Raw genomic sequence first — 26,102 nt, forward strand, 5'->3', positions numbered from 1 at the left:
CCCAGCTGTCTGATCAGGCGTTCGTGGGCGCGAGGTACTTCTCGTACCCCTCGGCTTCGAGCTCGTCGGCCAGCTCGGCACCGCCGGAGGCGGCGATCCGGCCGTCCACGAAGACGTGGACCTCGTCGGGCTTCACGTACCGCAGGATCCGGGTGTAGTGCGTGATGAGCAGGACGCCGCCGTTCTCCTCGGACTTGTAGCGGTTGACGCCCTCGGACACCACGCGGAGCGCGTCCACGTCGAGGCCGGAGTCGGTCTCGTCCAGGACGGCGATCTTGGGCTTGAGCAGGTCCAGCTGGAGGATCTCGTGGCGCTTCTTCTCGCCGCCGGAGAAGCCCTCGTTGACGTTGCGCTCGGAGAAGGCCGGGTCGAAGTCGAGGTCGGTCATGGCCTCCTTGACCTCCTTGATCCAGTGCCGCAGCTTGGGCGCCTCGCCGCGCACGGCGGTGGCCGCGGTGCGCAGGAAGTTGGCGGTGGAGACCCCGGGGATCTCGGTGGGGTACTGCATGGCCAGGAACAGACCGGCACGGGCCCGCTCGTCGACGGTCATCGCCAGGACGTCCTGCCCGTCGAGGGTGACGGTGCCGCCGGTGACCTCGTACTTGGGGTGACCGGCGATGACGTACGCCAGGGTCGACTTGCCGGAACCGTTCGGGCCCATGATCGCGTGGGTCTTCCCGGACTCGATGGTCAGGTCGACGCCCTTGAGGATGTCCACGGTCTCAGCGGAGGCGTCGGTCGCGGCGACGCGGGCGGTGAGGCCCTTGATCTCGAGAATGGTCATTGATGTGCTCGCAATCTTCTTCAGAAGTCTTCGGGGGATGGTCTGGCGGAGGAGCCGGGAGTCAGATCCCGGAGGACTGCAGCTCCAGCTCGACGGCCTCGGTGATCCGCTCGCGTACCTCGGGCACGCCGATGCGGTTGATCACCTCGCCGAAGAACCCGCGGACCACGAGTCGACGCGCGTCGGCCTCGGGGATGCCTCTCGACATCAGGTAGAACAGGTGCTCCTCGTCAAAACGCCCCACGGCGCTGGCGTGACCCGCACCGGCGATCTCGCCGGTCTCGATCTCGAGGTTCGGCACGGAGTCGGCGCGCGCCCCGTCGGTGAGGACGAGGTTGCGGTTCATCTCGTAGGTGTCGGTGCCCTCGGCCGCGGCGCGGATGATGACGTCACCGATCCACACGGTGTGCGCGTCGGGCAGGTTCGAGTTCGCGTCGCCCTGCAGCGCGCCCTTGTAGAGGATGCGTGAGGTGCAGTGCGGAACCGAGTGGTCCACCAGGAGACGGTGCTCGATGTGCTGGCCGTCGTCCGCGTAGTACAGACCGTTGATCGTCACCGAGCCACCGGGAGCCGTGAAGTTCGCGAACGGCGCGATCCGCACCACCTCGCCGCCGAAGGTCACGGCGGTGTAGGTGAGGGTCGCGTCGCGGCCGACCTGCAGGTGGTGATTGGCCAGGTGCAGAGCGTCGTCGTCCCAGTCCTGGATCAGGATGACCTCGAGGTGGGCGGAGTCGCCCACGACGAACTCGACGTTCTCGGCGATCGTCCCCCCGCCGCGCTGGTCCACCACGAACGTGGCGTTGGCGAACGGCTCCAGGCGGATCTGCGCGTGGCCGTAGGCCAGCTGGCCCTCCCCCGGACCGTCGACCGTGAGGTACACGGGCTCGTCCAGCACGGTCTCCTTGGCCACGGTGAGCACCGTGGCGTGCTCGACGGAGCTGAAGGCCTGGGCGGCGACCCGGTCGCGCGGTGCGCCTGCCTGGCCGATCCGCTTGTCGCTGGTGCTGACGGTCTCGACGGTCAGACCGTCCCGTTCGGCCACGGACACCAGCAGATTGCCGGTGGCCGCGACGTTGGATCCGTCGTGGATCCCACGCAGCCGCTTGAGCGGGGTGAAGCGCCAGATCTCGTCCTTGTGCACCGGCACCTCGAAGGCACCGACGTCGAAGGAGGAGAACTGGTCGCCCTTGGTGGCGTTCACGACGATGCCGTCGCGGTTCTTCACCGGCGTCGCACCGGATCCGGTGGTGGGTGTCGTTGTCTCGGTCATCGGGGTCAACCCACCGATCCTTCCATCTGGAGTTCGATCAGGCGGTTGAGCTCGAGGGCGTACTCCATGGGGAGCTCCTTGGCGATCGGCTCGACGAATCCTCGCACGATCATCGCCATGGCCTCGTCCTCGGCCAGGCCGCGGCTCATGAGGTAGAACATCTGGTCCTGGCTCACCTTGGAGACCGTGGCCTCGTGCCCCAGCGACACATCGTTCTCGCGGATGTCGATGTAGGGGTACGTGTCCGAGCGGCTGATGTTGTCGACCAGCAGCGCATCACACTCGACGTTGGACTTGGAGCCCTTTGCGCCGGCGTTGATCTGGACCAGACCGCGGTACGCGGAGCGTCCGCCACCCCGCGCCACCGACTTGGAGACGATGTTCGACGACGTGTTGGGTGCCAGGTGCAGCATCTTGGAACCGGTGTCCTGGTGCTGTCCCTCACCAGCGAACGCCACGGAGAGAACCTCGCCCTTGGCGTACTCGCCGGTCAGCCAGACCGCCGGGTACTTCATCGTCACCTTGGAACCGATGTTGCCGTCGATCCACTCCATGGTCGCGCCCTCTTCGGCGCGGGCCCGCTTGGTGACGAGGTTGTAGACGTTGTTCGACCAGTTCTGGATGGTCGTGTAGCGGCAGCGGCCGCCCTTCTTGACGATGATCTCCACCACGGCCGAGTGCAGCGAGTCCGACTTGTAGATCGGCGCCGTGCAGCCCTCGACGTAGTGCACGTAGGCACCCTCGTCGACGATGATGAGCGTCCGCTCGAACTGACCCATGTTCTCCGTGTTGATGCGGAAGTAGGCCTGGAGCGGGATGTCCACGTGGACACCCTTCGGGACGTAGATGAACGAGCCGCCCGACCAGACCGCCGCGTTGAGCGCGGAGAACTTGTTGTCGCCAGCCGGGATCACCGAACCGAAGTACTCGGTGAAGTACTCGGGGTGCTCCTTGAGCGCGGTGTCGGTGTCCATGAAGATGACGCCCTGGGCCTCCAGGTCCTCACGGATCTGGTGGTAGACGACCTCGGACTCGTACTGCGCGGCGACGCCGGACACGAGGCGCTGCTTCTCCGCCTCCGGGATGCCCAGCTTGTCGTAGGTGTTCTTGATGTCCTCGGGCAGGTCCTCCCAGCTGGTGGCCTGCTTCTCCGTGGAACGGACGAAGTACTTGATGTTGTCGAAGTCGATCCCCGAGAGGTCGGAACCCCACGTCGGCATGGGCTTCTTGTAGAACGTGGCCAAGGCCTTGAGGCGCTTGTCGAGCATCCACTCGGTCTCGCTCTTCTTGGCCGAGATGTCGCGCACCACGGCCTCGGAGATGCCGCGCGTGGCGGTGGCGCCGGCGCTGTCGGAGTCGTGCCAGCCGTAGTTGTACTGGCCGAGGGAGGCGATCCTCTCCTCATCTGTGGTCGGCTCGTGCCCTGTGAGGTCGGCCGTCACCTGATCTGGGGTGATGGTCATGACACTGTCCTTTCGGGGGTCGGAGCCGACGCGTGCGCGCCGGCCACAGCGGGGATGGTGGCCGCCAGGTCGTCCGCGGTCACCATCCCTGTCGGAATGTTCGTGGTGCAGGCGCAGTTTCCGCTTGCGATGGTGGCGAGGCGCTGGACGTGGGTCCCCACGATCTCGGACACCACCTCCTGCTCGGCCTCGCACAGTTCGGGGAACTGTGAGGCGACGTTCCAGACCGGGCAGTGGTGTTGGCAGATCTGCAATCCGGTCCCGGCCGCCTCGACCGAGGAGGCGTAGCCCGCGTCGGTCAGGGCCGCCGCGATGTCGATGGCCGCGCGCTCCACGTCCTCCGAGCCGTCGGCGGGCCGGACGTGTCCGATCACCGACCGCACTCGTTCCCGGGCGAACTCCGCGACGGCGGCGGTGCCGCCGACGCGGCGCAGCGCCGTGAGCGCCTCGGCCGCCAGGTGGTCGTACCCGTGACGGGCAGTGTTGCGCCCGGTGGCCGTGACCTGGAACGCCTTGGCCGGCCGGCCGCGCGTCCCGGCGGGACGGGTGCGGACCGGTTCGACCTCGTGGGACTCCACGAGGTGATCCAGATGCCTGCGGACACCGGCGGCGGTGAGCCCCAGTTCCCGCCCGATCTCGACGGCGGTGAGCGCCCCGCGCTCCAAGAGGAGTTCGCGGACCGCCGAGCGGGTGTCGGGCCGTGTGCTGCTGTCATAGACCTGCTGCACGCTCATGCACCTCTCCCTTCCGGCTATGCTCGGTGCGCCCCAACGGGACGCACCACCTGATATTACGCAACACTCTTGTGACGGAATTATTCCCCCACCCCCGGGCGAGTCCGGTACGACCCGAATATCGGTGAGCTGCGACACCCGCGGTGAAGGGAGAAAGAAGCCCGTGACACCACTCCTCCCAGGTCGCGGCGCCGGATCGGTGGCCTCGAGGCTCCATACCGATGAACAGTTCACCGGAGTCGCCTCGACGGTCGAGCTGGCCCGGCTCCGGCGGATCCGGAGAATCGGCACCACCGCGGCTGTCGGCATGGCAATCGGGGCGCTCGGCGCGGGAGCTCTTCCCGTCCTGCAGAACCCGATCGCCGGCGAGCGGTTGTTCGGGCTGTGGCTCAGGCTGCAGCAGTCCTCGATGACCGTCGTCATGACCGGGATGGTCGTGGTGACGCTCTGTTGGCTGCTGCTCGCCCCGTACGTCCTGGGGCGCGATCTCCGGGGGCGCCTGAGCGGGCGGATCGACCGCGCCACGCTCGACCGGATCATCGCCTCCTGGGCGCTGCCCCTCGCGCTCGCTCCACCCATGTTCAGCAAGGACGTCTACAGCTACCTCGCCCAGGGCGCCATCGGCAACACCTTGGCCGACCCGTACGCACTCGGCCCGGTCTCCGCGCTGGGGACCTCCCACGCGCTGACGGTCAACGTCCCGGACATCTGGCGGGACACCCCCAACCAGTACGGTCCGCTGTTCCTGGGGGTGCAGAAGGCCGTCCACTCCCTCACCGGCGACGACGTGGTGGTGGGCACGATCCTGCACCGGGTCGTGGCGGTCCTGGGAATCCTCATGCTGGGGTGGGCGGTCCCCCGCCTCGCCGAGTACTGCGGCGTGTCGGACGTGGCCGCGCTGTGGCTCGCGGTGGCCAACCCGCTCGTGCTGTTCCACCTGGTCTCCGGGATCCACTCCGAGTCGCTCATGATGGGTCTGCTGGCCGTCGGGCTCGTGCTGGCGCTCCGCGCCATCGACTCCCCGGACTCCGGCAGACGCACAGCCCTGCTCTTCGTGCTGGGCACCGTCCTGGTGACCGGTTCGGCGCTGGTCAAGCTACCGACCGTCGTGGCCCTGGGGTTCGTGGGCATGGCCCTGGCCCGGCGCTGGGGCGGCGGGTGGTGGGCCACCGTGCGGGCCGCGGTCGTGATGCTGGTGATCAGCGGCGCGACCACCGGACTGGCGATGCTCGCGACCTCCTCGGGGCTGGGGTGGATCACCAAGCTCGGGGCGGCCACGTCGCTGCGGAGCTGGCTGTCTCCCCCCACCGCGCTGGGCGTGATCGTGGGCGGGATCGGTCAGTTCCTGGGCCTCGGCGACCACACCGCCCAGATCCTGGTGATGGTCCAGGCGGCCGCCCTCGTCGTGGCCGGCGCGGTCACCGTCCGGATGTTGTTCGCGGTCCAGGCCGGCCGGATCAACCCGGTGGGTGGGCTCGGGCTCTCCATGGCCGCGATCGTCCTGTGCTTCCCCGTCGTCCAACCCTGGTACGTGTTGTGGGCCCTGATCCCGCTCGCCGCCTGGGCCTCCCGGATGGCGTTCCGCGTCCCGGTGGTGGCGGTCAGCGCGGTCCTCGCGTGCTTCACCCTCCCACCCGGGGCAGGTCTGCCCCCTTTCGTCACCATCCAGGCCTGGGCCGCGACGGTCGTGGCCGTCGCGGCCCTGCTGATCGCGTTGTTCCGTTGGCCGGGGCTGTTGCGCTTCACCTAGTCGCGACGGCCTAGAATCGCTGGCGTGACCTCACGCGACGACTCCCCCGCGCTCCACGTCGAGGGACTCGTCAAGCGCTTCGGCGACACCACGGCGGTGGCCGGGTTGGATCTCCGACTGGGCCGCGGTGAGGTGATGGCCCTGCTCGGCCCCAACGGCGCCGGCAAGACCACGACCGTCGAGGTGTGCGAGGGGTTCCTCCGACCGGACGGCGGGTCGGTCCGGGTCCTGGGACTCGACCCCGTCGCCGAACGCCAGCAGGTCCGCAGCCGGATCGGCATGATGCTGCAGGGCGGTGGCGCCTACCCCGCCGCGCGGCTGGGCGAGATGGTCCGCCTGGTCGCCTCGTACTACGACGACCCCCTCGACCCGGACTGGCTGCTCGCCGAACTCGGCCTCAGCGACCACACCGCGACCCCCTACCGGCGGCTGTCCGGTGGTCAGCAGCAGCGACTCTCGCTGGCCATCGCTGTGATCGGGCGCCCCGAGCTGGTCTTCCTCGACGAGCCGACCGCCGGCCTCGACGCCCAGTCGCGCCGCGCCGTGTGGGACCTGGTCCGCGCCCTGCGCCGGGACGGCACGGCGGTCCTGCTCACCACCCACCTCATGGACGAGGCCGCCTCGCTGGCCGACGAGGTCGTGATCATCGACCACGGTCGCCGCGTGGCGTCCGGCACGCCCGCCGAACTCGAGCGGGCGGGAGCCTCCGAGGGCGTCACCCTCGTCGTCGACGGCGAGGCCTCGCCAGCACTCCTGGCCGGGGCCCTGGGCGAGGGACACACGGTGACGACGGGGCCCACCGCCGGGGTCCTGGAGGTCCACGGCCCGGTCTCCCCCGAACTCATGACCGCCCTGTGCGCGGCCCTCGAGCGGGCCGACGTCCAGCTCACCTCCCTGGCCACCCGGACCAGGAGCCTCGAAGAGGTCTTCCTCGATCTGACCGGACGGGAACTGCGATGACCGAACCACAGACCGCGACCAACCGCTTCGCGCCGGGCACGTTCGCCCGGCCCTCGGCGCCGGCGTCGCTCGCGCGGATGACCGCGTCGCAGACCCGGATGGAACTGACCCTGTTCCTGCGCAACGGCGAGCAACTGCTGGTGGCCCTGGTGATCCCCGTGGCCGTCCTCTTCGCCCTCACCGCCATCGAGTTCGGCGCCGTCCCGCAGCCGCGGATCGACTACGCGATCACCGCGGTCCTCACCCTGTCCGTCATGGGCACCGCGTTCACCGGGCAGGCCATCGCCGTCGGGTTCGACCGCCGATACGGGGCGCTCAAACGCCTCGGCGGGACCCCGCTGCCGCCCACCGTCATCATCGCCGGGAAGATCCTGGCCACGCTGATCCTGGTGGCCGGCCAGGCCGTCCTGCTCGGGGCCATCGCGGCCGGCCTCGGGTGGCGCCCGGGAGCAGCGGGGTTGGCGGTCGGTGCGCTGATGATCGCCCTGGGGTCGGTCGCGTTCTCCGCCATGGGGTTGCTGCTCGGGGGGACCCTGCGCGCCGAGATCGTCCTGGCCCTGGCCAACCTCATCTGGTTTGTCCTCATCGGCGCCGCCGGTCTGGCGATCGGGGTGGCCGCACTCCCCGACCAGGTGCACGACCTCCTCGTCGTCGTCCCCTCCTACGCCCTGACCAGCGCACTGGTCACCGCGGTCGACGGCGGGTTCCCCGCGCTGGCGGCGCTCGTCCTGGTGGTGTGGACCGGGGTCTGCGGCGGCCTCGCGGTGCGGCACTTCTCCTTCACCTGAGCGCGGACGCGCCCGGGCACCGGCCTAGAATCACGTGCGTGACCTCGACTTCGCACGCCACGACCTCCGGACCTCCGGCCGCGAGCGAGCCCCCACGCCCGAGGGGACCGCTGGCCCGGCTGCCCATGCCGTCGCGCCGGCTCCAGAAGGGCCTGGCGCTGGCCAACGTGATCGCCCAGGTGGGCATCATGACCACCGGCGTGACCGTCCGCGTGACCGCCTCCGGGCTCGGTTGCGAGACCTGGCCGCAGTGCAACCAGGACAGCTTCGTCCCCGTCCCCGGCGCCGCACCCGCCCTGCACCAGATGGTGGAGTTCGGCAACCGGCTCCTGACCTTCGTGCTGGTCGCGGTGGCCGTGGCCCTGCTGCTCGCGCTCCATCGAGCGGGACGCCGTCGCGGTCTCCTGCTGCTCGGGTGGGCCATGCCGGCGGGGATCCTGGCGCAGGCGGTGATCGGGGGCATCACGGTCCTGGCCGGGCTGGCCTGGTGGACCGTCGCCCTGCACCTGCTGCCGTCCATGATGCTGGCCTGGCTCGCGGGCGTCCTGTTCGCGCGGATCGGGGAGGACGACCACGCCCCCGCCCGTCGGGTGGTGCCCAAGCCCCTGACCTGGCTCACCATCCTCTCCGCGGTCCTGCTCACCGGGGTGCTGACCACGGGCACGATGGTGACCGGTGCCGGCCCCCACGCCGGTGACGCCCGCGTCGAGGCCGCCGACCGCCTCCAGCTGCCCATCCAGTGGCTGGTCCACTTCCACGCCGAGCTCATGGTGGGTTACGTGTGCCTGCTCATCGGGCTGGTGCTCGGTCTGATGGCCCTGCGTACACCGGGGCCGGCCATCCGGCGCGGTGCGATCCTGATCGGTCTCATCGCGGCGCAGGCGGTCATCGGGATCACGCAGTACCAGCTGGGGGTGCCCGAACTGCTCGTGGTGCTGCACGTGACGCTGGCCGGGACGATCACCGCCGTGACCGGTGCTCTCTGGGCGGCGGGGGTCCTCCGCGAGCGAGGGCCGGCCTGAAACCGGCCTGGTGCCGCGTGGTCACCGTCGTGGTGGCCCACGTCCCCGGGCCGACCAAGACAGTGGGTTGACCAGGGCCGCGGGTTGACCAAGGCCGCGGGTTGACCACGTCCTCGGGCCGACCGAAACCGTGCGACGACGACAACGGCCCCGCAGATGGCGGGGCCGTTGTGCGTTGATCAGGGCTTTCAGACCAGGGAGCCCGATCCCGCCATGCGCTTGTAGTGTCCTGCCGGGACGTCGGTCCTGGACACGAGCTCGCGGGTCCAGTCCGAGCCGGTGAGGCCGGAGATCGAGTCCCGGACGGCTTCCGCCTCGGACAGCGTGTCGACCATGTGGTCGCCCAGGACCCCGTCGGCACCGACGAAGGTCAGGCGGATCCCGCGGCGACCGGTCGGCTGGATCACCAGATCCGCCGTGCCGCCGTGGCGGGCCAGGAACTTCTTGACGAACTTCACGGCACGGGCCGGCGGGGTCGGGCCCGCAGGCACCTCGTGTGCCTCGACCTTCTCGGACGGAGCCTTCTCGACCGGGGCCTTGTCCGCGGGCTTCTCGGCGGCCGCTGCCGACTTGTCGGACGCGGCTGCGGGCTTGTCGGACGCGGCTGCGGGCTTGTCGGCCGGGGGCGTGGCTGCCGGCTGCGCGGCCGCAGGGGCGTCAGCGGGCTTGTCGACGGCGGGCGGCACCGCGTCCGCACTGGTCTCGGCCGCAGCCGGCGCCGTGGCGGTCTCGGGCTTCTGGTCGGCGTCCTTTGCCACGCCGGCACCGGCCGCGCCGCCCAGGGATAGCGCTCCGGAACCCCCGCCGGGGGCCTTGGCCTTGGAGCCGCCGCCCAGGGTGAGGCCGCCCGGCTTGCCGCCGGGAGCCTTGGCGGTCGAGCCGCCGCCGAGCGTGAGCCCGCCCGACTTCTTTGCGGCCGGTGCCTTGTCCCCCGTCTTCCCGGCCGTCGAATCGGCGCTCTCGGCGGGCTTCGTCTCGGGCGTCGTCACCTCGGCCGGCTTGGACTCGGCGGGCTTGGACTCGGCTGGTGCGGCCTCGGCCGAGGCGGTTCCGGCGGAGGCGCTCGGCGCCTGTGCAGCCGCGTCGGCGCTGGGGGCCGCAGCGGCCGCGTTGGCGGCCGCTGCCGCACCTGCGGCGCCACCCAGGACGAGCTTGCCGGCAGTACTCCCACCGGGCGCCTTGGCCTTGGACCCGCCGCCCAGCTTGAGTCCGCCACCGGCCTTGGGGGCAGGTGCGGTACCGGTCGACTCGGCCTCGACGGGCTCGTTCACCGTGGGCTCGGACTGAACCGGCTCGGCAGTGCGCTCGGGCGCCGCGTCCGCCTCCGGCTCGGCGGTGGCAGCAGCCGGTGCGGTCTTTTCCGCGGGCGCAGTGGGCTCATCCGCTTTCGCGGTCGCTGCGGCTGACGGCGCGGGGGCCCCGCCACCGGAGACCTCGGTGATCCGTGTCCCGTGCAGCGTCGACGACCCTCCGCCGGGGGCCTTCGGGGCGCGGCGTCCCAGGGCGATGCCGCCCCCCGTTGCGGTCGCCTGAGCGGCGGCCGGGGGCGAAGCGGCAACCGGAGTGGCGGACTCCTCGGCTGGCGCGGTGGCCGGAGCCGGGGCAGACGCCGGAGCGGCGGCCTCCTCGACGGGCGCGGTGGCCGGAGCGGCGGCCTCCCCGACGGGCGCGGTGGCCGGAGCGTTGGTCTCCTCGACCGCCGGCGCGGAGTCGTTGACGGCAGGTGCCTGCCCGGTGACGGGCGCAGCGCCCGATCCGCTCGTCGTGATGGCGGGCCGACCGGTCGCCCGGACTCGCGGTCCCCCGGCGTACTGGGAAAGGATCTGCAGGCTCATGGGGGTACCTTATCGCCTCCCGTCCGCCGATCCCTCCGGCGCTCCCGGGTTGCCGCGACCGGGCGCGGGAAGAACACCGCTGCGCGCCCGCCCCCCGTCGCGGATACTGGGCACCATGCGCGCCATTGAGATCTCCGAACACGGTGGACCCGACGTACTGACCCCTGTCGACCTCGACACGCCCACCCCCGGGCCGGGCGAGATCCTGGTGCGGACCACCGCGATCGGCGTCAACTACGTCGACACCTACTTTCGCGAGGGCATCTATCCCCGCGACCTGCCCTTCATTCCGGGCAACGAGGGCGCGGGCCTGGTCGAGGCGGTCGGTGAGGGGACGCCGGACCTCGTCGTCGGCGATCGTGTGGCCTGGTGCCAGGTCCCGGGTTCCTACGCGCAGTACGTGGTCGCACCGGTGGAGGAGCTGGTCGCCGTTCCCGACGGCGTCCCAGACCACGTCGCCGCGTCGATGCTCCTCCAGGGGCTCACCGCGCACTATCTGATCTCGGACACGCATCGCGCGACCGGCGGGGACACGGTGTTGATCACCGCGGGCGCCGGCGGGGTCGGGCAGCTCCTCATCCAGATGGCGGTCGCGCGCGGGTTCCGGGTCATCGCGACCACCTCGACGGAGGCCAAGGCGCAACTGTGCCGGGAATTGGGCGCCCACCAGGTGCTGCTCTACCCGGAGGCCACCCCGGAGCGGGTCCGAGAACTGTCGGAGGGTGGGGTGTCGGTGGTCTTCGACGGCGTCGGCCGCGACACCTTCGACACCAGCCTGGCCTCGCTCGCCCGGCGCGGGTCGTTGGTGCTGTTCGGTGCGGCGAGTGGAGCCGTGCCGCCGGTCGATCCGCAGCGGCTCAACGCGGCGGGGTCGGTGTTCCTGACCCGGCCCAAGCTCTCCGACTTCATCGCCACGACCGAGGAATACCGCGAACGGGCGGCGGAGGTGTTGGACGCGCTGGTCGACGGCTCGCTCAAGTTGAGCGTCGGGGCTACCTTCGCGCTCTCGGACGCGGCAGAGGCGCACCGGGCACTGCACGCCCGACGGACCACCGGGTCGATCACGCTCGACCCCACCCGGTGACGGCTCAGAACAGCGAGAACATCTCCGAGATGGTCTCGAGTCCCAGGACGGCGTCGATCGACAGGGCCACGAACAGCCCGGCCAGGTAGTTGTTCGAGAGGATGAACAGCTTGAGGGGTTTGACCTCGACGCCGCGGCGGACCCCGGCCTCGAGCCGGTGCGCCATGACGATGAACCACACGCCGAAGCCGATGGCGCCGGCGGCGTAGACCCAGCCCGCGGCCGGCACGAGCGCCAGGGAACACAGCACGGTCACCCAGGTGTAGATGGTGATCCGTCGGGTGACGCCCTCGGGCCCCATGACCACGGGCAGCATCGGCACGCCGGCGGCCTTGTAGTCCTCCTTGTAGCGCATGGCCAGCGCCCAGGTGTGCGGCGGCGTCCAGAAGAAGATGATGAGGAACAGGACGATCGCCTGCCACCAGTTGTGCGGCTGGCCCTCGGGGAGGTGATCGGTGATCACGGCCCACGAGACCAGCACCGGCATGCATCCGGCAGCACCGCCCCACACAACGTTCTGCGAGGTACGTCGCTTGAGGACCATCGAGTACACGAGGACGTAGAAGCAGATGGTCAGCAGGATGAAGAAGGCGGCCAGCCAGCTCCCGGCCAGGAGACCCAACCACAGCATGCTGGACACGCCCAGGGTCAGTCCGAAGATCAGCGCGGCGCGGGGGGTCACGGCGTAACGCGCCAGCGGGCGACGTTCGGTCCGCTTCATGACCTTGTCGATGTCGGCGTCGACCACCATGTTGAGCGTGTTGGCGCTCGCCGCACCCAGCCAGCCGCCGACGAGGGTGAGGAGGACCAGCGAGAGGTGGACCTGACCGCGGTCGGCCTGCAGCATCGCGGGGATGGCGGCGACCAGGAGCAGCTCGATCACCCGAGGCTTGGTCAGGGCGATATACGACATGACGACGTCGACTACACGGGCGCGCCCGTGCGGTGGAGCCGGCCGCCCCGAGGACTCTGGAGGGGAGACGGACGGCCCCCCACTCCGGGTCGGGGTGGATTCGTGCACCGGAACTCCTCGCAGCAGATGTGAACGCACTACGTGGGCGATACTACGTCTCCCCCATGAGGTCCGCGAAAGAGCGGGGGCGGGGACGGTCCGACCCCGCCGCGCCGCGACCACTAAGGTAGGCCAGGACATACGCGCGGATCCGCGTGCCGCACCCTCGACCCGGGAGAACCACAAGTGACCAGCGCGTCGGATATCACCGAGCTCACCACTGCCCGCCACCCGTCCGACTGGACCGACCTGGACACCCGGGCCGTTGACACGGCTCGCGTCCTGGCCGCCGAGGCCGTGCAGAACTGCGGTAGCGGTCACCCGGGCACCGCGATGAGCCTGGCTCCCCTCGCCTACACGCTGTACCAGCGCGTGATGCGTCACGACCCCACGGACCCCAAGTGGGTGGGCCGGGACCGCTTCGTCCTGTCCTGCGGGCACACGTCTCTCACCCAGTACGTCCAGCTCTACCTCGCCGGATTCGGCCTGGAGCTCGAGGACCTCAAGGCGCTGCGCACCTGGGGCTCCAAGACCCCGGGCCACCCGGAGTGGAACCACACCGCCGGCGTGGAGATCACCACCGGCCCGCTCGGGCAGGGTCTGGCCTCCGCCGTGGGCATGGCCATGGCCGCCCGCTACGAGCGCGGCCTGTTCGACCCGGAGACCCCCGCGGGCAAGAGCCCGTTCGACCACTTCATTTACGTGATCGCCTCCGACGGTGACCTGCAGGAGGGGGTCACCGCCGAGGCCTCGTCCCTCGCCGGCACCCAGCAGCTCGGCAACCTGATCGCGATCTATGACGACAACGAGATCTCGATCGAGGACGACACCAAGATCGCGTTCAACGAGGACGTCGCCGCGCGCTACGAGGCCTACGGCTGGCACGTGCAGACGGTCAACGGTGGCGAGGACATCGCGGCCATCGAGGAGGCCATCGCCGACGCCAGGGCGGTGACGGACAAGCCGTCGATCATCGTGCTGCGCACGATCATCGCCTACCCGGCCCCCAACATGATGAACACCGGGGCCTCGCACGGCGCCGCCCTCGGACAGGAGGAGGTGGACGCGGTCAAGGAGGTGCTCGGCATGGGTGGCACCGCGCCGTTCACCGTCGACGACGAGGTGATCGCGCACACGCGCGGCGCCAAGGACCGCGGTGCCCGTGTCCACGCCCAGTGGAGCGACATGTTCCACGCCTGGGCCGACGCCAATCCCGAGGCCAAGGCGCTGTTCGACCGCGTGTACTCCGGTCAGCTGCCCGAGGGCTGGGACGCCGACCTGCCCACGTGGGAGGCCGACCCCAAGGGCGTCGCCACCCGTAAGGCCTCGGCGGAGGCCATCCAGGCGCTGGCCGCCACGCTCCCCGAACTGTGGGGCGGGTCGGCGGACCTGGCCGGGTCCAACAACACCCAGATCAAGGGCGCGGACTCGTTCGGCCCCGCGTCCATCTCCACCAGCACCTGGACCGCGTCGCCGTACGGACGGAACCTGCACTTCGGCGTCCGGGAGCACGCCATGGGGGCGGTCCTCAACGGCATCGCGCTCCACGGCCCCACCCGGCCGTACGGCGGCACGTTCCTCATCTTCAGCGAGTACATGCGCCCGGCCGTGCGCCTGGCCGCGCTCCAGGGCAGCAACGCCTACTACGTGTGGACCCACGACTCGATCGGACTGGGTGAGGACGGCCCCACCCACCAGCCCGTCGAGCAGCTGGCCGCACTCCGCGCGATCCCCGGTCTGGCGGTCATCCGACCGGCCGACGCCAACGAGACCGCGGCCGCGTGGCGCGCCATGCTCATGGCCCTCGACGGACCCAAGGGGCTGTGCCTGACGCGGCAGAACGTTCCCGTCCTGGAGGGAACGGCCGAGCTCGCCCGCGAGGGCGTCGAGCGCGGCGGTTACGTCCTGGCCGAGGCGTCGACCGGCACGCCGCAGGTCATCCTGATGGGCACCGGTTCCGAGGTCCACCTGGCCGTCGCGGCTCGCGACGTCCTCGAGGCCGAGGGGGTGCCGACCCGCGTGGTCTCCATGCCCTGCGTCGAGTTCTTCGACCAGCAGGATGCGGACTACCGCGAGTCGGTCCTCCCCCGGTCCGTCCGGGCCCGCGTGAGCGTCGAGGCCGGGATCGCGATGCCGTGGTACCGCTTCCTCGGCGACGCGGGCCGACCGGTCTCCCTCGAGCACTTCGGCGCCTCGGCGCCCTACCAGACCCTGTACACCGAATTCGGGATCACCAGCGATGCTGTGGTCACCGCGGCCCGCGAGTCCCTCGCGGCCGTCACCCGGGAGGCATGATGAGCAACGCCAATCTCGCCGCACTGAGCGCCGCCGGCGTCTCCGTCTGGCTCGACGACCTGTCCCGCCAACTGCTGACCTCGGGCGAGCTCGAGAAGCGGATGTCCGAGTACTCGGTCGTGGGGGTGACCACCAACCCGGCCATCTTCCAGTCCGCGCTCGCGGATTCGTCGGCGTACGAGTCCGCCCTCAAGGAAGCCGTGCGGACCGACCGGGACCTCGACTCGGTGGTGCGCGCACTCACCACCGCCGATGTCCGGGACGCCTGCGACCTGCTGGCCGGCGTCCACGAGGCCACCGACGGCGTCGACGGACGCGTCTCCCTCGAGGTGGACCCCCGCCTCGCGGACGACACCGAGGAGACGACGAGCCAGGCCGTCGAGCTGGCCGCCGTCGTGGACCGGCCCAACCTCATGGTCAAGATCCCGGCCACCAGCGCCGGACTCCCAGCCATCACGGAGGTCATCGGGCGCGGGATCGACGTCAACGTCACCCTCATCTTCTCCGCCGATCAGTACCGCGGGGTCGCCGAGGCCTACCTCGCCGGGCTCGAGCAGGCGGCCGCCGCCGGGCACGACCTGTCCCGGATCCATTCGGTGGCGTCGGTGTTCGTCTCCCGTCTGGACTCCGAGATCGACTCCCGCCTCGCCGCGGACTCGGCGCTCCGGGGGCAGGCCGGCCTGGCCAACGCCCGGCTCTGCCAGGACGTCTACAACGAGGTCTTCGACCCCAACGGCCGGTTCGCGGACCTCGCCGCCCGTGGGGCACGCCCGCAGCGACTGCTCTGGGCCTCTACCGGGGTCAAGGATCCCGCGTACCCCGACACCCTCTACATCACCGGGCTGGTCACGCACGGCACGGTCAACACCATGCCCTTTGCCACCATGGAGGCCTTTGCCGACCACGGGGTGCTCGAGGGCGACACGGTCCGCGGCACCGGGGCGGCCTCCCGCGCGACGCTCGACGCGCTGCGGGCGGAGGGGATCGACCTCGACGAGGTCTTCACCCTCCTCGAGCAGCAGGGCGTGGCGAAGTTCGTCACCGCCTGGGACGACCTGCTCGCCACGGTCACGGCACGGATCGACGAGATCTCGTCAGGATCGTGACCCTTCCGGACACCCCCACCTCCCCGGCCGGCGGCGACTCCGCCGCCGCCCGGGAGGAGCCGATCAACCCGCTGCGCGACCCGCGGGACCGCCGACTGCCCCGCATCGCGGGACCCTCCGGACTCGTCATCTTCGGGGTGACCGGCGACCTGTCCAAGAAGAAGCTCATCCCCGCCATCTACGACCTGGCCAACCGGGGTCTGCTCCCCCCGGGCTTCTCGCTCATCGGCTTCGGCCGTCGCCGGTGGACCCACACCGAGTTCGCGGAGTACGCCCGCGAGCACGCCCGCGAGCGGTGCCGGACCCCGTTCCGTGAGGACGTCTGGGAGCAACTGGCGGCGGGCCTGAGGTTCGTCACCGGGACCTTCGACGACGACGAGGGGTTCGACAAGCTGGCCGAGCAGCTGACCGCGTTGGAAGCCGAACGGGGCACCGCGGGGAACTATGCGTTCTATCTCTCGATCCCGCCGGACGATTTCCCCACCGTCTGCCGGCATCTCGACCGCACGGGGTGCAGCCGGGCCACCGACGGTTCCTGGCGCCGCGTGGTCATCGAGAAGCCTTTCGGGCACGATCTGGCCAGTGCCCGGGACCTCAATGCGGTGGTGGCCGCGGTCTTCCCCGAGGACTCGGTGTTCCGGATCGACCACTACCTCGGCAAGGAGACGGTCCAGAACATCCTCGCCCTGCGCTTTGCCAACCAGCTCTTCGAGCCGGTGTGGAACGCCAACCACGTGGACCACGTGCAGATCACCATGGCCGAGGACATCGGCCTCGGGGGTCGCGCGGGGTACTACGACGGGATCGGGGCGGCCCGTGACGTCATCCAGAACCACCTCATCCAGCTGATGGCGCTGGTGGCCATGGAGGAGCCCACGGACTTCTCCGCCGCCGCGCTTCGCGCCGAGAAGACCAAGGTGCTCGAATCCGCCTCGCTGGCGCTGCCGATCTCCGAGACCGCGGCCCGTGGCCAGTACACGGGCGGGTGGCAGGGCTCCGAGCAGGTGGTGGGCCTCAAGCGCGAGGAGGGCTACGACCCGTCCTCCACCACCGAGACCTACGCCGCCATCACCCTCGAGGTGCACAACCGACGCTGGGCCGGGGTCCCGTTCTACCTGCGCACGGGCAAGCGGCTGGGGCGGCGGGTCACCGAGATCGCCGTGGTCTTCCATCGCGCCCCGCACCTGCCGTTCGACGCCACCATGACCCAGGAGCTCGGACAGAACGCCCTGGTGATCCGTGTCCAACCCGACGAGGGCATCACGCTGCGCTTCGGGTCCAAGGTGCCCGGGACCGCCATGGAGGTCCGGGACGTCAACATGGACTTCGCCTACGGCGAGGCGTTCACCGAGTCCTCACCCGAGGCCTACGAACGGCTCATCCTCGACGTGCTGCTGGGCGAGCCGTCGCTGTTCCCCGTCTCCCGTGAAGTGGAGCTGAGCTGGGGTCTGCTCGACCCCGTGCTGCTGGAGTGGGCCGCAAAGGGCACGCCGGAGGAGTACCAGGCAGGGTCCTGGGGCCCGCCGGGTGCCGACGAGATGCTGGCCCGTAGCGGCCGCGCCTGGAGGCGACCGTGATCATCGACCTACCCGACACCTCGACCCGGGCGATCTCCAAGAAGCTCGTCCAGATCCGCGAGGACGCCGGGCTGAGCACCATCGGCCGCGTGCTCACGCTGATCGTCCTCACCGACCACGTCGGCGGCAGCGAGGCGGCGATCGAGGCCGCCAACGAGGCCAGTCGCGAGCACCCGTGCCGGGTCATCGTGGTGATCCGGGGCAACCGCGCCAAGGCGGACCGGCTCGACGGCCAGATCCGGGTCGGCGGCGACGCGGGCGCCGCGGAGGTCGTGGTGTTGCGGACCTCGGGGGCGATGGCGTCTCAGTCCGCCTCGTTGCTCACACCGTTGCTGCTGCCCGACACCCCGCTCGGCGTGTGGTGGCCCCGGCACTCCCCGACGTTGCTGTCCCAGGACAAGGTGGGGCGCCTCGCGCGGCGCCGGATCGTGGACTCCGACGCCGAGGGCCATCCGACCGACGCGCTGGCCAAGCGAGCCGCCGGATACTCCCCCGGCGACACCGACCTGGCCTGGGCCCGCATCACCCACTGGCGATCGCTGCTCGCCGCCACCCTGGACCGGCCCCCCTTCGAGCCCATCACCGGCGCCACCGTGTGTGGTCCGGAACGGGCGGCGTCCGTCGACCTCGCCGGCGGCTGGCTGGCCTCGCGGCTGGGCATCGACGTCCACCGCGCGGTGGGCCCGCGGATGGTCGTCCTCGAGCGTGCGTCCGGATCGATCGTCATCGAGCAGGTGAGCCCCACGTCCGCCGAGCTCCGCATCACCGGCCAGCCGCCCACGCGGGTGGCGTTGGTGAAGCGGAGTGTGGCGGACTGCCTGGCCGAGGAGCTACGCCGGATGGACGCCGACGGGGTCTACGCCGACGCACTGGCCAACCACGACCGCGTGATCTACACCTCGGCGTCCGTCCGCTGAACCAACACGGCGTCTCCAGCGACTCCAGACGCCCCCGACCACAGGAGCACCGATGTCCGCCCTCCGTCATCTCGTCCATCCCGACGCGGACGCCGTGGCCGCAGCCGCGGCGACCGCCGTCGCGAGGCACCTGACCGAGCGGATCGCCGCCGCCGGGCGGGCCACCCTGTCACTGACCGGCGGGTCGGTCGGGGTGAAGACCGCCGCCGCCCTCGCGACCTCCGACGTGGAATGGGAACGCGTCACCATCTTCTTCGGTGACGAGCGGTTCGTCTCCGCGGACCACGCGGAGCGCAACGACCGCCAGCTCGACGAGGTTCTCTTGGACCACCTCGGCGACCGCCCCACCGTGCACCGCTGGCCGGCGCGCACGGCGCAGGACGCCGATGTCGACGCCGCCGCCGCGCAGTTCCTCGGGTCGCTGGCGCTGCCCGCGGGCGACGCCCCGATCTTCGACGTGACCCTCCTGGGCATGGGGCCCGAGGGCCACATCGATTCGATCTTCCCGGACTCCCCCGCGGTCGCCGAGACCGAGCGACTGGTGGTGGGAGTGCGCGACTGCCCCAAGCTGCCACCGGAGCGCATGACGTTCACGCTCCCGGCGGTCCGCCGTTCGCGGCACGTCCTGGTGGTGGCCTCCGGTGAGGGCAAGGCCGAGGCCGTGGCGCGAGGGCTCGAGGGTGCGGCGCCGTCGGACTGGCCGGTCGCCGGCGCGGTCGGAACGGAGTCCACCACCTACCACCTCGACGAGGGGGCCGCGTCCGGTCTGGGCTGACACCGGCCGGTCGGTCGGCGAGCCCACCGACGACGACGGGGTGCGCTTCTCTCTAGAGAAGCGCACCCCGTTGGTGGCCCGCGGGCCGGAGCGTCCGGGTAAGCAGGTCAGCCGAAGCGGACCAGGAGTCCGACGGCGATGATCGCGATGAGCCACAGGACCGCCATGACCACGGTCACCCGGTCGAGGTTGCGCTCCACGACGCTGGAGCCGGAGAGGCTGGACTGGACTCCGCCACCGAACAGCGAGGACAGACCGCCACCCTTGCCGCGGTGCAGAAGGATGAACAGTATCAACAGCAGGCTGGTGACAACGAGGAAGATATCCAGGGCGAGCTTCATGAGCGGATCGGGCCTTACGTCAGGTCGGGCGATCGGATGACGACCGGTCCAGACTACCCGGTCGGGTCTCCATGGCGAATCCCGGCGCGCCCGCCCAGGTGGGGAGGGTAGCGCCGGGGCGTGCGTCAGCTCAGGGCAGGGGGCCGCCGGCCGCGATGGCGGAGAGCTGCGCGAACTCGTCGGGCTTGAGCGAGGCCCCGCCGACCAGGCCACCGTCGATGTCGGTCTGCTCGAGGAGTTCCCCGATGGTGGAGGCGTTGACGCTGCCGCCGTACAGCACGCGCATCTGCTCGGCGGTCGGCGCGTCGGCCAGCTCGACCAGGGCCGCGCGGATCGCCGCGCACACTTCCTGGGCGTCGGCGGCGGAGGCCGTCTTGCCCGTGCCGATCGCCCAGACGGGCTCGTACGCGATGACGGTGCCGGCGAGCTGCTGAGTGGTCAGGCCGGCCAGGGAGCCCTTGAGCTGCTCGACCACGTGGGCCACGTGCTCACCGGCCTCGCGGATCTCCAGTTTCTCCCCCACGCACACGATCGGGGTGAGGCCGTGCTTGTGGCACGCGGCGGCCTTGGCCGCCACGAGCTCGTCGGTCTCCGCGTGGTACTCGCGACGCTCCGAGTGGCCCACCACGACGTAGGTGCACCCGAGCTTGGCGAGCATGCCCGCCGAGATCTCCCCGGTGTACGCCCCGGACTCGTGGACCGACACGTCCTGTGCGCCGTAGGCGAAGCCGAGCTTGTCGCCCTCGATCACGATCTGGACGCCACGGATGTCGGTGAACGGCGGGATGAACGCCACGTCGACCTTCTCGTGGTACTTCTCGGGTAGCGCGAAGGCCACCTTCTGCACGAGCGCGATGGCCTCGAGATGGTTGAGATTCATCTTCCAGTTGCCGGCGATGAGTGGGGTGCGTGCCATGTTTTCTCCTGTGTGTCGGCGCGTGCGGATCAGTTGGTGCGCTCGAGCGCGGTCACGCCCGGGAGTTCCTTGCCCTCGAGGTACTCCAGCGAGGCGCCCCCGCCCGTGGAGATGTGCGAGAAGTTCTCTTCGCCCAGACCCAGGGTACGGACGGCCGCAGCGGAGTCACCGCCTCCGACCACGGAGAAGGCACCGCCGCGCGTCGCGGTGATGATCGCCTCGGCGACTCCGCGGGTGCCGGCCTCGAACGCCTCGAACTCGAACACGCCCATCGGGCCGTTCCAGAAGACCGTCTTGGCGGCGGAGAGCTTCTCGGAGAACAGGGCGACGGACTCGGGGCCGATGTCGAGGCCCATCGTGCCGTCGGGGATCGCGTCCGCCGGCACCGTGGAGTGCGGGGCGTCGGCGGCGAACCCGTCGGCGGCCACCACGTCCACGGGCAGGGTGATCACGTCGCCGAACTTCTCGAGCAGGTCCCGGCAGGTGTCGATCAGTTCCTCCTGGAGCAGCGAGGAACCGACCCCGTGGCCCTGTGCGGCCAGGAACGTGAAGCACATGCCGCCGCCGATGATGAGCGTGTCCACCTTGGGGGCGAGCGCCTCGATCACGGCGAGCTTGTCCGAGACCTTGGACCCGCCGAGCACCACCGCGTAGGGGCGCTCGGTGTTCCCGGTCAGGCCCGCGAGAACCTCCACCTCGCTCTGGACCAGGTCACCGGCGTAGGCCGGGAGGATCTTGGCGATGTCGTAGACCGATGCCTGCGCGCGGTGCACCACCCCGAAACCGTTGGAGACAAAGGCTCCGTCCTCCCCCACCAGGGCAGCCAACTCGGCCGCGAACGTGGCGCGCTCGGACTCGTCCTTGCTGGTCTCACGGGGATCGAAGCGGACGTTCTCCACCAGGAGCACGTCGCCGTCGGTGAGCCCGTTGGCGCGCTCGCGCGCATCGGGTCCCACGACGTCACCGGCGAGCTGCACGTACCGACCGAGCTCGTCCCCCAGCTTCTCGGCGACCGGCGCCAGCGAGAACTCCGGGTCGGCCGCGCCCTTGGGGCGTCCGAGGTGCGCGGTGATCACGAGGGCCGCCCCGGCGTCGAGCAGCGCGTTGAGGGTGGGCAGCGAGGCCGTGATGCGGCCCGAGTCGGTGATGGTGGACCCGTCGAGCGGGACGTTGAGGTCGCAGCGGACGAGGATCTTGCGACCCTCGACGCCGGCGTCGAGCAGGTCCTGGAGTGTGCTCACGGCCATGGGGTGGACTCCTGTCGGGAGGTCTGCGGTGCTGGTGGGGTGATGCTGGTGGGGCGATGCTGGTGGGGCGATGTACTCCGGGCCCGGCCGGGACGCTCTGGGCGTTCCCGGACCGGGCCCGGTGGTGGTGCGGCGTGCGTCCGTTCGAGAGTGGTTCTCGAGGGTTCTTACAGGGACTTGCCGACCAAGCCGATGATGTCAGCGAGGCGGTTGGAGTAGCCCCACTCGTTGTCGTACCAGGAGGCGATCTTGATCTGGCCGTCGATCGCCTTGGTGAGCTGCGCGTCGAAGATCGACGAGTGCGGGTCGCCCACGATGTCGGACGAGACGATCGGGTCCTCGGTGTACTTGAGGATGCCCTTCATGGGGCCCTCGGCGGCGGCGCGGATCGCGGCGTTGACCTCGTCGACCGAGGCCTTCTTCTCGAGCTCGACCGTGAGGTCGGTGAGCGAACCGGTGGGCAGCGGGACACGCACGGCGTAGCCGTCGAACTTGCCCTTGAGCTCGGGCAGGACCAGCGCCACGGCCTTGGCCGCGCCGGTGGAGGTGGGCACCATGTTGATGCCGGCGGCGCGGGCACGACGCATGTCGCTGTGGGGCGCGTCCTGGAGGTTCTGGTCCTGCGTGTACGCGTGGATCGTGGTCATCAGGCCCTTGATGATCCCGAACTCGTCGGACAGGACCTTGGCGACCGGCGCGAGGCAGTTGGTGGTGCAGGAGGCGTTGGAGATGATCGTCTGCGAACCGTCGTACTCGTGGTCGTTGACGCCCATCACGATGGTGATGTCCTCGTTCTTGGCCGGCGCCGAGATGATGACCTTCTTGGCACCACCCTCGAGGTGGCCCTTGGCCTTCTCGGCGTCGGTGAAGATGCCGGTGGACTCGACAACGACGTCGACGCCGTAGTCACCCCACGGCACCGAGGAGGGGCCCTCCTTGACGGCGAGCGCACCGATCTTGGTCCCACCGACGGTGAGCGAGTTCTCGTCGAAGGTCACGTCCTTGCCCAGGCGACCGAGGATCGAGTCGTACTTGAGCAGGTGAGCGAGCATGTCGTTGGTGGTGAGGTCGTTGACGGCCACGATCTCGATATCCGTCTTGCCCTCGGCCTTGAGTGCCTCCACCGCGCGGTAGAAGTTGCGGCCGATACGTCCGAATCCGTTGATGCCTACGCGCACGGTCACGTGGTGTCTCCTTTTAGGTGGTGCGAGAAAATAAGCCCTGAAGGCCGGGTGGGGTCCGAGGACGTGACCCAGACTACCCGCCGCCTGTGGAGCCTGTGCAGGGTCCACAGGGGCGCGGACGAGTTGAGGGGCTCGGATCAGCCCTCGTCGAGCATGTCCTCGGTCACCACGGACTCGGTGTCCGGGATGCCCAGATCGGCGGCCTTGCGGTCGGCCATGGACAGCAGTCGCCGGATCCGCCCGGCCACGGCGTCCTTGGTCATCGGCGGATCGGCGAGCTGGCCCAGTTCCTCCAACGACGACTGACGGTGTTGCACACGGAGCTCGCCGGCCGCCAGGAGATGGTCCGGGACGTCCTCGGCGAGGATCTCCAGGGCACGCTGGACACGGGCCGCGGCGGCGACCGCGGCGCGGGCGGACCTGCGCAGGTTCGCATCGTCGAAGTTGGCGAGCCGGTTGGCCGTCGCGCGCCCCTCACCACGGGATCTCCGCTCTTCCCATATGTCCCTGGTGGCCGTGGCACCGATCCGAGCGAGCAGGATCCCGATCGCCTCGCCGTCCCGGATGACGACCCGGTCGCCCCCACGGACCTCCCGGGCCTTGGCCGTGACCCCGAGGCGGCGTGCGGCACCGACCAGGGCCATCGCGGCTTCCGCGCCGGGGGCCGTGACCTCGAGCGCCGAGGATCGGCCGGGCTTGGTCAGCGAGCCGTGCGCCAGGAACGCCCCGCGCCACGCCGCCTCGGCCGCGGCCACGGTCCCGCCGACGACCGCCGCGGGAAGTCCCCGGACCGTGCGCCCGGAGTTGTCGACCAGCCCCAGTTGGCGGGTGAGGTTGGTGCCCCGGTCGATCACCCGGATGACGAACTTCCGAGCGGGTTTCCCCCCTGATCCCCCGATCGGGTGGATCTCGCACGGCACCGAGAACAGGGAGTCGAGCTCTCCGGCCAGCCGGTTGGCGATCTCCCCCGAATCGACCTCGGCTTCGATCACGAGCCGGCCCGAGAGGACCTGGAGGGTGCCCGCGAACCGCAGCAGCGAGGCCACCTCCGCCTTCCGGGTCTCGGTGTTCCCGACCGGGACCCTCACGAGTTCGGATTTGACCTGTGCGGTCAGCGACACGCCCTGCTCCTTAGTTCTTCGATCATGCGTCGGTCCCCGACATCACCGTGGCGAGTGCCGAAGCGAGCGATACCGGGTCGTGCACCGGCCTCATGGTCCCATCCGCCGCGGTCTTGGCGATCTCCGCGGTCAGGACCCGGGCCCCGAGCCCGGTGGCGGCGCGGTCCAGGTGCTCGCGCTCCGTGCCGCTGAGCGGCATCCTCGGGTCGACCAGGACCACGTCGACGTCGACTTCCGGGGCGTGCTGCCGGAGCACGTGGAGGTGCTGTTCGGCGGAGAAACCCGCGGTCTCACCGGGCTGGGGCGCGAGGTTGAGGATCAGGATCTTGGTCGCGGAGGTGCGGGCGAGCGCTGCGGCGATCCCGGGGACCAGCATGTTGGGGATCACACTGGTGAACCACGAGCCGGGGCCGAGGATGATCGCGTCCGCCCGCTCGATCGCGTCCACGACACCGTCCGCGGCCGGAGGATCCGACGGGATGAGCCGGACCCGGCGGACGCTTCCGGGCGTGGTCGCCACGGCGACCTGGCCGATGATCGTGCGCACCACCCGAGGATCGGCCTCCAGCCCGACGACCTCGGCGGCGATGTCGAGCGCGACCGGGGACATGGGGAGCACGCGGCCGGTCACCCCGAGGATCGAGCCGACCGCCTCGAGCGCCTCGAGCGGGTCCCCCAGCAACTCCCACAACCCGGCGAACACGAGGTTTCCCACCGCGTGCCCGGCCAGAGCGCCGGTTCCGCCGTAGCGGTGCTGGAACAGCCGGGTCAGTCGCTCGTGCTCGTCGTCGTCGGCCGCGAGCGCACAGAGCGCCATCCTCAGGTCCCCGGGCGGGAGGATGCCGAGTTCGCGGCGGAGCCGGCCGGAGGAACCCCCGTCGTCGGCCACGGTCACCACGGCGGTGACATGGTCCGCGACGATCCGTCCGGCCCGCAGAGAAGCCGAGAGCCCGTGACCGCCTCCGAGCGCGACGAGTGACGAGATCCGGTCCGTCTCACCGGCACGCGAGCTTCCGGCATCCGATTCGCCGGCCATCTCGGGGTTCACTCCCGCCCGAGGTCGCGGTGACGGACGTGGACGTCGACGGCGTCCAGGCCCGACAGCCGGCCGGCGAGGGACTCGGAGATGGCGACACTGCGGTGTTTTCCGCCGGTGCAACCGACCGCGATGGTCATGTACCGCTTGCCCTCGCGCCGGTAACCGGTGATCGCCAGATTGATCATGGTGACCGCGGACCGGAGGTATTCCTCGATCGACTCGTCCGCGAGGACGTAGTCCTGGACCGGCTTCTCACGGCCGGTGTAGGGCTGCAGTTCGGGGATCCAGTGCGGGTTGGGCAGGAAGCGCATGTCCAGCAGCATGTCGACGTCCACTGGGACGCCGTACTTGAAGCCGAAGGACTCGACGGTGAGGTGGAAGTCGAAGCCGAGTTCACCGAACGGCGTCTCGAGGCGATGCCGGAGATCGTGCACGCTCAGGGTGGTGGTGTCCACGACGACGTCGGCGAGGCCGCGGATCCCCTCGAGAACCTTGCGCTCCCGTTCGATGCCGTCCACCAGCCCGTCACCGGACTGCAGGGGATGGGACCGTCGCACGTTGTTGAACCGCTTGACCAGCGCCTCGTCGGAGGCGTCGAGGAACAGCACCTTGGCCTGCGAACTGCCGTGGAAGCTCTCCAGCAGCTCCGCGATGTGCTCGTCGAAGCCCAGGCTCCGGACGTCCACCACGATCGCCAGCCGGCGGGGCTCGGAGTTCGACTCCTGCATCCGCTCGAGCAGCTCCCCGACGAACTCCAGGGGCAGGTTGTCCACGACGTACCAGCCGAACTCCTCGAGGACCTTGGATGCGGTGCCCTTGCCGGCACCCGACATCCCGCTGATGAGGAGGAGCTCGCGCCCCTCACCGTTCCCGTCCATCGTG

23 protein-coding genes are annotated in these 26,102 nt (G+C 70.3%); 10 read left to right on the forward strand and 13 right to left on the reverse strand.

Annotated features, from left to right (window positions below):
- Positions 1 to 13 precede the first annotated feature (13 nt).
- From sufC to R4P08_RS03290, 4 genes are all read right to left on the reverse strand, one after another.
- The gene (sufC, locus tag R4P08_RS03275; protein ID WP_317812338.1) at positions 14 to 784 is read right to left on the reverse strand and encodes a Fe-S cluster assembly ATPase SufC; all 771 of its coding nucleotides are present in this window, start codon (positions 782 to 784) and stop codon (positions 14 to 16) included.
- A gap of 61 nt (positions 785 to 845) precedes the next feature.
- The gene (sufD, locus tag R4P08_RS03280) at positions 846 to 2,054 is read right to left on the reverse strand and encodes a Fe-S cluster assembly protein SufD (protein WP_317812702.1); all 1,209 of its coding nucleotides are present in this window, start codon (positions 2,052 to 2,054) and stop codon (positions 846 to 848) included.
- Between the two features lie 5 nt (positions 2,055 to 2,059).
- On the reverse strand, positions 2,060 to 3,517 hold the full coding sequence (gene sufB, locus R4P08_RS03285) for a Fe-S cluster assembly protein SufB (protein ID WP_317812339.1): 1,458 nt from the start codon (positions 3,515 to 3,517) through the stop codon (positions 2,060 to 2,062).
- Positions 3,514 to 4,251, reverse strand: a complete 738-nt coding sequence (locus R4P08_RS03290; RefSeq protein ID WP_317812340.1) for a transcriptional regulator — start codon at positions 4,249 to 4,251, stop codon at positions 3,514 to 3,516. The genes sufB and R4P08_RS03290 overlap by 4 nt, the downstream gene beginning before the upstream one ends.
- Before the next feature lie 163 nt (positions 4,252 to 4,414).
- Between R4P08_RS03290 and mptB the strand changes: the two genes are divergently transcribed.
- The 4 genes from mptB to R4P08_RS03310 are packed head-to-tail and all read left to right on the forward strand — an operon-like array spanning position 4,415 to position 8,771.
- The gene (gene mptB, locus R4P08_RS03295; protein WP_317812341.1) at positions 4,415 to 6,001 is read left to right on the forward strand and encodes a polyprenol phosphomannose-dependent alpha 1,6 mannosyltransferase MptB; all 1,587 of its coding nucleotides are present in this window, start codon (positions 4,415 to 4,417) and stop codon (positions 5,999 to 6,001) included.
- A gap of 24 nt (positions 6,002 to 6,025) precedes the next feature.
- Positions 6,026 to 6,961 carry an ABC transporter ATP-binding protein gene (locus R4P08_RS03300; protein WP_317812342.1) on the forward strand — a complete coding sequence of 312 codons (936 nt, stop codon included), beginning with the start codon at positions 6,026 to 6,028 and terminating at the stop codon, positions 6,959 to 6,961.
- The gene (locus R4P08_RS03305; RefSeq protein WP_317812343.1) at positions 6,958 to 7,749 is read left to right on the forward strand and encodes an ABC transporter permease; all 792 of its coding nucleotides are present in this window, start codon (positions 6,958 to 6,960) and stop codon (positions 7,747 to 7,749) included. Before R4P08_RS03300 ends, R4P08_RS03305 begins: the two co-directional genes overlap by 4 nt.
- A 38-nt stretch (positions 7,750 to 7,787) precedes the next feature.
- Positions 7,788 to 8,771: a COX15/CtaA family protein gene (locus tag R4P08_RS03310; protein WP_317812344.1), complete on the forward strand. Its 984-nt coding sequence runs from the start codon at positions 7,788 to 7,790 to the stop codon at positions 8,769 to 8,771.
- A 188-nt stretch (positions 8,772 to 8,959) separates the two neighbouring features.
- Here R4P08_RS03310 and R4P08_RS03315 read toward each other — a convergent pair whose 3' ends face one another.
- The gene (locus R4P08_RS03315) at positions 8,960 to 10,606 is read right to left on the reverse strand and encodes a hypothetical protein (RefSeq protein ID WP_317812345.1); all 1,647 of its coding nucleotides are present in this window, start codon (positions 10,604 to 10,606) and stop codon (positions 8,960 to 8,962) included.
- Between the two features lie 115 nt (positions 10,607 to 10,721).
- On the opposite strand from R4P08_RS03315, the gene R4P08_RS03320 reads away from it, so the two are divergent.
- Positions 10,722 to 11,690: a quinone oxidoreductase gene (locus R4P08_RS03320; RefSeq protein ID WP_317812346.1), complete on the forward strand. Its 969-nt coding sequence runs from the start codon at positions 10,722 to 10,724 to the stop codon at positions 11,688 to 11,690.
- 4 nt (positions 11,691 to 11,694) lie between these two features.
- On the opposite strand, the gene R4P08_RS03325 is transcribed toward R4P08_RS03320, so the two are convergent.
- On the reverse strand, positions 11,695 to 12,726 hold the full coding sequence (locus R4P08_RS03325; RefSeq protein WP_411741163.1) for a heme o synthase: 1,032 nt from the start codon (positions 12,724 to 12,726) through the stop codon (positions 11,695 to 11,697).
- Positions 12,727 to 12,888: 162 nt separating this feature from the next.
- Here R4P08_RS03325 and tkt point away from each other — a divergent pair, with 162 nt between their 5' ends.
- The 5 genes from tkt to pgl all read left to right on the forward strand — a co-directional run bounded on the left by tkt (position 12,889) and on the right by pgl (position 19,372).
- The gene (gene tkt / locus R4P08_RS03330; RefSeq protein WP_317812348.1) at positions 12,889 to 14,997 is read left to right on the forward strand and encodes a transketolase; all 2,109 of its coding nucleotides are present in this window, start codon (positions 12,889 to 12,891) and stop codon (positions 14,995 to 14,997) included.
- Entirely contained in the window at positions 14,994 to 16,103 is a 1,110-nt protein-coding gene (gene tal / locus R4P08_RS03335) for a transaldolase (RefSeq protein WP_411741146.1), read from the forward strand. The genes tkt and tal overlap by 4 nt, the downstream gene beginning before the upstream one ends.
- A 62-nt stretch (positions 16,104 to 16,165) precedes the next feature.
- Positions 16,166 to 17,680 (forward strand): glucose-6-phosphate dehydrogenase, encoded by a 1,515-nt coding sequence (gene zwf, locus R4P08_RS03340; protein ID WP_317812703.1) that lies wholly within the window; start codon positions 16,166 to 16,168, stop codon positions 17,678 to 17,680.
- The gene (locus R4P08_RS03345; protein ID WP_317812350.1) at positions 17,677 to 18,597 is read left to right on the forward strand and encodes a glucose-6-phosphate dehydrogenase assembly protein OpcA; all 921 of its coding nucleotides are present in this window, start codon (positions 17,677 to 17,679) and stop codon (positions 18,595 to 18,597) included. The genes zwf and R4P08_RS03345 overlap by 4 nt, the downstream gene beginning before the upstream one ends.
- Positions 18,598 to 18,649: 52 nt before the next feature.
- Positions 18,650 to 19,372 carry a 6-phosphogluconolactonase gene (gene pgl, locus R4P08_RS03350; protein WP_317812351.1) on the forward strand — a complete coding sequence of 241 codons (723 nt, stop codon included), beginning with the start codon at positions 18,650 to 18,652 and terminating at the stop codon, positions 19,370 to 19,372.
- Positions 19,373 to 19,479: 107 nt separating this feature from the next.
- On the opposite strand, the gene secG is transcribed toward pgl, so the two are convergent.
- The 7 genes from secG to rapZ form a co-directional block, all read right to left on the reverse strand.
- Positions 19,480 to 19,713, reverse strand: coding sequence for a preprotein translocase subunit SecG (secG, locus tag R4P08_RS03355; RefSeq protein ID WP_317812352.1), 234 nt, complete (start codon positions 19,711 to 19,713; stop codon positions 19,480 to 19,482).
- A 130-nt stretch (positions 19,714 to 19,843) separates the two neighbouring features.
- Positions 19,844 to 20,629: a triose-phosphate isomerase gene (gene tpiA / locus R4P08_RS03360; protein ID WP_317812353.1), complete on the reverse strand. Its 786-nt coding sequence runs from the start codon at positions 20,627 to 20,629 to the stop codon at positions 19,844 to 19,846.
- 29 nt (positions 20,630 to 20,658) lie between these two features.
- The gene (locus R4P08_RS03365; RefSeq protein ID WP_317812354.1) at positions 20,659 to 21,876 is read right to left on the reverse strand and encodes a phosphoglycerate kinase; all 1,218 of its coding nucleotides are present in this window, start codon (positions 21,874 to 21,876) and stop codon (positions 20,659 to 20,661) included.
- Positions 21,877 to 22,043: 167 nt separating this feature from the next.
- Complete coding sequence (gene gap / locus R4P08_RS03370) at positions 22,044 to 23,060, reverse strand: type I glyceraldehyde-3-phosphate dehydrogenase (RefSeq protein WP_317812355.1); 1,017 nt, start codon at positions 23,058 to 23,060, stop codon at positions 22,044 to 22,046.
- A 137-nt stretch (positions 23,061 to 23,197) separates the two neighbouring features.
- Positions 23,198 to 24,181, reverse strand: a complete 984-nt coding sequence (gene whiA / locus R4P08_RS03375; protein ID WP_411741147.1) for a DNA-binding protein WhiA — start codon at positions 24,179 to 24,181, stop codon at positions 23,198 to 23,200.
- 22 nt (positions 24,182 to 24,203) lie between these two features.
- Positions 24,204 to 25,217 carry a uridine diphosphate-N-acetylglucosamine-binding protein YvcK gene (locus tag R4P08_RS03380; protein WP_317812356.1) on the reverse strand — a complete coding sequence of 338 codons (1,014 nt, stop codon included), beginning with the start codon at positions 25,215 to 25,217 and terminating at the stop codon, positions 24,204 to 24,206.
- 8 nt (positions 25,218 to 25,225) lie between these two features.
- Positions 25,226 to 26,098 (reverse strand): RNase adapter RapZ, encoded by an 873-nt coding sequence (gene rapZ / locus R4P08_RS03385; RefSeq protein ID WP_317812357.1) that lies wholly within the window; start codon positions 26,096 to 26,098, stop codon positions 25,226 to 25,228.
- Between the last annotated feature and the right edge of the window lie 4 nt (positions 26,099 to 26,102).

The sequence above is a fragment of the Rhodococcus sp. IEGM 1408 genome, from assembly GCF_033142235.1.
Classification (GTDB): Bacteria; Actinomycetota; Actinomycetes; order Mycobacteriales; family Mycobacteriaceae; genus Dietzia.